Source organism: Colwellia sp. C1TZA3, from assembly GCF_007954265.1.
GTDB lineage: Bacteria > Pseudomonadota > Gammaproteobacteria > Enterobacterales > Alteromonadaceae > Cognaticolwellia.
Genome location: NZ_VOLS01000095.1, coordinates 1 through 7015 on the forward strand (window position 1 = coordinate 1; position 7015 = coordinate 7015).

6 protein-coding genes are annotated in these 7015 nt (G+C 38.7%); 5 read left to right on the plus strand and 1 reads right to left on the minus strand.

Going from position 1 to position 7015, the window contains the following annotated elements; all coding sequences use genetic code 11:
- The first annotated feature begins 532 nt into the window (after positions 1-532).
- Both ESZ39_RS16790 and trmA read left to right on the plus strand, forming a co-directional pair.
- Positions 533-979 carry an RNA recognition motif domain-containing protein gene (locus tag ESZ39_RS16790; RefSeq protein ID WP_146881075.1) on the plus strand — a complete coding sequence of 149 codons (447 nt, stop codon included), beginning with the start codon at positions 533-535 and terminating at the stop codon, positions 977-979.
- 422 nt (positions 980-1401) lie between these two features.
- Positions 1402-2496 carry a tRNA (uridine(54)-C5)-methyltransferase TrmA gene (gene trmA / locus ESZ39_RS16795; protein WP_146881076.1) on the plus strand — a complete coding sequence of 365 codons (1095 nt, stop codon included), beginning with the start codon at positions 1402-1404 and terminating at the stop codon, positions 2494-2496.
- Here the strand turns inward: trmA and fabR are convergent.
- Entirely contained in the window at positions 2477-3133 is a 657-nt protein-coding gene (gene fabR / locus ESZ39_RS16800) for an HTH-type transcriptional repressor FabR (protein ID WP_146881077.1), read from the minus strand. The two genes, trmA and fabR, sit on opposite strands and share 20 nt — an antisense overlap.
- Before the next feature lie 230 nt (positions 3134-3363).
- Here fabR and ESZ39_RS16805 point away from each other — a divergent pair, with 230 nt between their 5' ends.
- The 3 genes from ESZ39_RS16805 to ESZ39_RS16815 form a co-directional block, all read left to right on the plus strand.
- Positions 3364-4482: a fatty acid desaturase gene (locus ESZ39_RS16805; protein WP_146881078.1), complete on the plus strand. Its 1119-nt coding sequence runs from the start codon at positions 3364-3366 to the stop codon at positions 4480-4482.
- 68 nt (positions 4483-4550) lie between these two features.
- On the plus strand, positions 4551-5993 hold the full coding sequence (sthA, locus tag ESZ39_RS16810; protein ID WP_146881079.1) for a Si-specific NAD(P)(+) transhydrogenase: 1443 nt from the start codon (positions 4551-4553) through the stop codon (positions 5991-5993).
- 385 nt (positions 5994-6378) lie between these two features.
- On the plus strand, positions 6379-7015 hold a 637-nt coding region (locus ESZ39_RS16815; RefSeq protein ID WP_191321832.1), incomplete at its 3' end, for an IS1595 family transposase.

Sequence of the window (7015 nt, forward strand, 5' to 3'; positions counted from 1 at the left end):
AAATTTACTCTTAAAACGTTAAGTTAACTTAGTTGGTTTACACCACGTTAAGTAACTCATTAAAACCGTTCGTTTGGGTTACCCCTTGGAACTGGAGCGCATTCTAGCGATTTCTGACTGCACGTCAACACTTAATTGTCATTAAATGTTGATTAAGTGTTTGTTTGCTTTTTAATTGTACACCTGGTGTTTTTATTGACCTAAGAGCGTTCAAATAGCATTCAGCCAGTATGAAATTATATAAAAGCACGGTGCTTTTTATTAATTAGTGACAAGACTTATAACTTCTATTCTATATAAGAAGACTACACTGGCCCTAATAGAGAAGAGAAGAGAAGAGAAGAGAAGAGAATTAGCTAAAGAGCTATTCTATGACGGTTACTGAGTGGCAAATCTTACTATAAATAGTATTAGTAGATACTTGCCTGATTAAATTGCATAAAAAGTACACTTATTCTTGCACATTACCAAAAGGTGGGTAACATAGAATTGCAAGTTAAGTTTTTTATAAAATAATAATTAGGTATCCATTATGAAGTCTCCTCAAGCATTAACGCTAATTGTTGCGTTAGTATTTTCTGTTGCTATATATTTTTTGGCTAACAGTAGTGTATTCGAATTAACAAGCATAAGTGTTGCCGTTGTTGCTTTTGTTTGTGCATTTATCGCGCCCTTAGTTGGAAAAGCCGAAACAAATGTACAAGAAGTAGATACCAGCATCAGCACGCTTTATGTTGGCAATTTACCGTATAGAGCTAACGAAGCCGCAGTAAGAGAGTTGTTTTCTGAGTATGGTCAAGTTCAATCAGTAAGATTGATGAAAGATAAACATACCGGAAAAAGACGTGGGTTTGGTTTTGTTGAAATATCAGCAGCAGACGCAGAACAAGCTGTTTTGTCACTAAATGATAGTGAATTTCAACAGAGAACGTTGAAAGTTCGTGAAGCAAAAGAACGACCAGAGCAAATTGTTGAATAAAATCTCAGCATAGCGTTGATTATTAAAACTGACCAATTAAGTAATAAGAGTAGAGGATTTACAAGAGTAGTTTGATACTTTTACTTACTAGTCATATTAAAGCCTGTAGATGATAAATTTACAGGCTTTTTTTTTACACCTGTTAACTCCTATACAAATAGATTACCTTGTCAGTTTGATACTATTAAACTCAAATGTTTTAATATTACTTACCTCAGCATCTATCAACACTTACCTATAGTCTATAAAATAGCGCCTTAGATTAGCGCCGATGCTTAAAAAGCCAGTACTTCTGCAATAGAGCCATTGTTTAGTAGACAAAAGGTTTAATAGATAGAGCGCTTAATAGGCAAAATTGGGTGATCGCTAAAATCTCGTCATCATTATCAGTTACCGACCTCCACTTTTAACAAGGTATTTCAATGTTTAGTCATATCCACCCCGACAATTATCAACAACAGCTTGACGAAAAGCAGCAAAATATTACAGACAATTTTGCTCAATTTGAATTACCAACATTTGAAATATTTACTTCACCCACCTTAAATTACCGCCAGCGTGCAGAATTTAGAGTTTGGCATGAAGGTGATGATCTTTATTACATTATGTTTAATAGTGAAACAAAAGAAAAATATCGGGTTGATGACTTCCCTGTTGCCAGCGTGCTTATTAACCAATTTATGTTAGCATTATTAGCTGATATAAAAGACAACGAAGTATTGCGCCAACGTTTATTCCAAGTTGACTTCCTATCAACGCTTAGTGGCGAAGTATTGATTAGCTTGCTTTATCATAAACAGTTAGATGAGCAATGGATTGAACACGCGCAGCAATTAAAAATACGGCTATCGACTATCGCCCCTGTTGATATTATTGGTCGAGCTCGCAAGCAAAAAGTGGTCTTAGACAAAGACTTTGTTATGGAAAAATTAACAGTGAATGACAAAGAGTTTCATTACCAGCAAGTTGAGAATAGCTTTACTCAGCCTAATGCTATGGTAAATGAAAAAATGCTACTTTGGGCCCAACGAGCGACTAAAGATATAGGCGGTGATTTAATCGAGCTCTACTGTGGTAATGGTAACTTCAGTATTGCCTTAGCGGAAAGTTTTGATCGGGTATTAGGCACAGAGATATCAAAAACTTCAGTTAAATCTGCACAGATTAATATTGCGGCTAACAAACTCGACAATGTTGATATTGTGCGAATGGCGAGTGAGGACTTTAGTCAGGCGATGAATGGTGAACGGGTATTTCGTCGATTACAAGGTTTTGATCTGACCAGCTACAATTATCAAACCGTGCTTGTTGATCCTCCTCGAGCAGGACTAGATCCTGATAGCGTTGAATTAGTCAGTCGCTTTGAGCGCATTATCTATGTTTCATGTAATCCAGAGACACTACGTGATAACTTAACTGAATTGGTTAAAACCCATAAAATCGAGCATTTTGCCCTGTTTGACCAATTTCCTTATACCCACCATATAGAAACGGGTGTTATTTTGTCTCGTCTTTAGCGCTACTACTACGCTGTTCGCTGCGGTTTTTATTACCTACGCCAATTTCAAATGCACCACGAGCAATAAACCTGAGTTGTTTAATTGTTCGTTGTGCTAATGCTGCTAAATCTTTTTTATCGCAGTCGAGTGCATCAGAGCCAGCACTAAAAACAATAGTTACGGCAGCATTTGCTTGCAAATAGGCCACTTCAGCATCAAGTTTATTAGCCTGTTGTAAATAATCGCACAACTCTAAGGTAAAATAACTAATCTCGCGATTAACTGCAGCACGAAATGCTTTTGATGTCCCTGAACGTTCTCGTAGTAACAAGCGAAAAATATTGCCGTTACTTTCAATAAACTCCATAAAAGTACGCACAGAAATTTGGATCACCGAGCCCCCTTTGTCAATGCGCTGTCTTGCTTGTCGCATTAATTGACGCAAGGTTAAACCCGCTTCATCTACTAAAGTTAAACCTAATTCGTCCATATCAGAAAAATGGCGATAAAATGAGGTTGGCGCTAAACCTGCCTCTTTTGCTACTTCACGTAAACTTAGGCTAGAAAAGCTGCGCTCACTGCTCAGTTGCCCTAAAGCGGCGTCAATGAGTTGTCGACGTGTTTTTTCTTTTTGTAATGCTCGAATTCCGCTCATCGTCATACACCTAGTAATTATTTCAGCCTGTAACCAACTTGATATGATACTGAAAATAGTAAATATTACTAGTTAATAGATGTTAACCACTTAGCGGTATTCTAATTTGTATTCTGTATGTTAGCTAAAAAATCACCATCAACACTTGACTCAGCATCAAGTAAAGTTAAAAATAGCGTACATGTGTACACCGAAATACTTTTCGGTCATTAACCTTAGATGGACAATCAATGAATAAACCACCTATTATTTGGTTAAATGTTTTTGTATTTAGCATTACCTTTTTATTTGCTGCCATAGCAGTACCTTACCGTGCATTCACTCATGGCTTTGACGCCACAGAGATCACCGCAGCAACGATTTGTTTTATCTATTGCGGCATGTCGATAACCGCTGGTTATCACCGACTTTGGTCCCATAAAACTTACCAAGCTCATTGGTCATTAAGAGTAATTTACGCTCTAGGCGGAGCATTTGCACTGCAAAATAGTGCCTTACACTGGTGTTCAGATCATCGTATTCATCATAAACATGTCGATAAAAATAATATTGACCCTTATTCTGCAAAGTTGGGCTTTTGGCATTCGCACATCGGTTGGATGCTAAGAGATCATCAACCTGAGCAATACAATAACTATAACAACGTGCGCGATTTACAAAAAGACGCGGTGGTTGTTTGGCAACATAAGCACTATTTACTACTGACTATATTAATGAACTTCGGTGTCCCTATACTATTTGGTTTATGGCACGGTGATATAATTAATAGTCTATTATTACTTGGATTTTTACGTTTAGTGTTAAGTCACCACACCACCTTTTTCATTAATTCATTAGCCCACATCTGGGGCAAGCAAACCTATACTGAAAAAAATACTGCTCGTGACAATGGTTTTCTAGCTTTTTTTACTTTTGGTGAAGGCTACCATAACTACCATCATATCTTCGAAAACGACTATCGTAACGGCATTCGTTGGTGGCAGTTTGATCCAACAAAATGGTTAATAAAAGGCTGTGCTCACTTAAAACTGACGTCGAAGTTACGCGTGACACCTGAAGATAAAATTGAAAAGGCACGTTTATCGATGGTTTTATTACGTAGCCAGCAAAAAATAGCGGCCCACCCTGACGCAGAGCAGCTGCTAGAAAGATTACAACATGAGTACGATGAGCTTATTCATAAGATCAACGAATTTTATGCGGTACGTAAAGCGTTAGTCGCCAGTAAACGTGACCAATTACTGGCTGATGTTGAAAACTCAGAAGTAATGGCGCAATACCAAGAAATTAAGCGACGCTTGGCGGAGCAACAACGAAGCTGGCAAAATATGGTAGAAAAACTAGCATAAAAATAGTTACCTTAGATTTAATTCCTGCTAAAATTTTTTTCTTAAAGCAGGAATTAAAGGGTTAACCGTTGACTAAACAAACACAAGCCGAAACTAAGAAAGCAAAAAGCGCTGCTAAAAGCTATGATTTTGACGCCATAATCATAGGCACAGGGCCTGGTGGTGAAGGCGCTGCCATGAACTTAGCCAAGCGTGATAAGCGTGTTGCCATTATTGAACGCTATCATAATGTTGGCGGCGGGTGCACTCATTGGGGTACAATTCCATCAAAAGCGTTACGGCAATCGGTTAGCCGACTCATTGAATATAACTCTAATCCGCTATTTAATGCCGGCCAAAATGCCAAGCAATTAACCTTCCAAGATATTTTAAGTCACGCATCTGCGGTTATTCGTAAGCAAGTTAATTTACGCAGCGGCTTTTATAACCGTAACCAAGTTGAGCATTTTTACGGTGAAGCCTCATTTATTGACGCAAACACCATTCAAGTATTACGTATTGATGGTTCAATCGATACCATCACAGCCAAACAAATAGTCATTGCCACTGGCTCTCGCCCCTATCATCCTGATGATGTAGATTTTTCGCACCCTAGAGTTTATGACTCAGACAGTATTTTATCGCTTGAACATTCGCCACGGCAAATAATTATCTATGGCGCAGGTGTTATTGGTAGTGAGTACGCTTGTATTTTTCGTGGTTTAGGTGTCAAAGTTGACCTGATCAACACCCGTGATCGCTTATTATCATTCTTAGATGCTGAGATGTCAGACTCGTTAAGCTATCACCTATGGAATAACGGCGTTGTTATTCGCCACGGCGAACAAATTGAACGTGTTGAGACCAGTAAAGATTCAGTTATTGTCCATTTAGAGTCGGGAAAGAAGATGCGCGCCGATTGCTTATTATTTGCCAATGGTCGTACAGGTAATACCGCCGATTTAAAACTTGAGAATGCCGGTTTAAAAGCTGATGGGCGTGGGCAATTAAAAGTCAGCGATACTTATCAAACCGATGTGGAAGGTATTTTTGCGGTTGGTGATGTTATTGGTTATCCAAGTTTGGCCAGTGCAGCCTTTGATCAAGGTAGAATTTGCGCCAGCGCGATGCTTGATGGTAATGGTAAAGCAAAACTTACCGTTGATATTCCTACCGGTATTTATACCATTCCAGAGATTAGCTCTGTCGGTAAAACTGAGCAAGAGCTAACAGCAGCAAAAATTCCATATGAAGTCGGCCGCGCACAATTTAAACATTTAGCTAGGGCACAAATATCTAATAACCTAGTCGGCTCGTTAAAAATTCTCTTTCACCGAGAAAGCAAAGAGATTTTAGGTCTTCATTGTTTTGGTGAGAATGCCGCAGAAATCATCCATATTGGCCAAGCCATCATGCAACAAACTAATGGTGGCAATACCATAGAGTATTTTGTTGAAACTACCTTTAACTATCCAACAATGGCAGAGGCCTTTAGGGTGGCGGCATTAAATGGTTTAAATCGACTTTTTTAAATACCAGCCAAAGGCAAGGCTTCTATCGCTTTGCTTTTAATCCATATTTTTTATGGGCATTAAAGTGAAAAATTATGAAATGTCGTTTACTGATTGCGCTCTATTTTTTTGTCTTGCCAACGCTTGCTCAAGACAGTTTTAGTATTTATACCAATCCCATTAAGTTATTGCTCACTTGTACTAGTTAAAATAGCTCAAGGCTGTGTTGCTCTCACTCCCAATAGCCAGCTATTGCTCAATCGAGCGCCTTACCTTGAGTTATTTTTCCTGCGCACAACAAGATCACAAACTTAATGGAACTGGTATTATACCAAGTTGATTGGCTATGTCGTAGTTAATTGATGCTATGCTGAGGTTACATACAGTAATTGATGTGAGATTGTATATGAATAATTCATTTGAACAACTCGAACAATTAACTAGCCAACTAGCGATAGAGCAAAAAAAACTTTTAATCAGCTTACTTGAAGGCCAAGTCTCAGGTCAAAGTTGTCTCGATGTTTTAAGCATGCATAGAGACCAAGCCAATCAATGCCCGCATTGCCAATCTCAAAAAATAAAGCGCAACGGGATTATAAATAGGCGTCAGCGTTATGTTTGTAATACCTGTAGAAAGAGCTTTATGTCAACGTACAACACGCCATTTTATCGTCTGAGAGCACCTGAGAAATGGTTGGGGTATTTAGCTTGTATGATTAACAGTTTACCCATACGCCGCAGTGCTCAAGCGTGCCAGGTGACTAAAAACACGTCTTTATTGTGGAGACATAAGTTTCTTAAGCTATTAAATAGACAGTCAGAGACGCATTTGTCAGGTATTGTTGAAATGGATGAAACCCTATTTCGTTACTCTGAAAAAGGAAGTCGTCAGTTAACGCGTCCAAGTCATAAACGCGGTGGAGATAAAGCGGGTAAGGGCCGAGCCAAAGGCGACTGGGTAGCGGTATTGGTGGCTAGGGATAGACAGCAACAAACATTCGATAAGAAACTTGACCGCTCAACAGGCGCAAGTTTTTATCAAT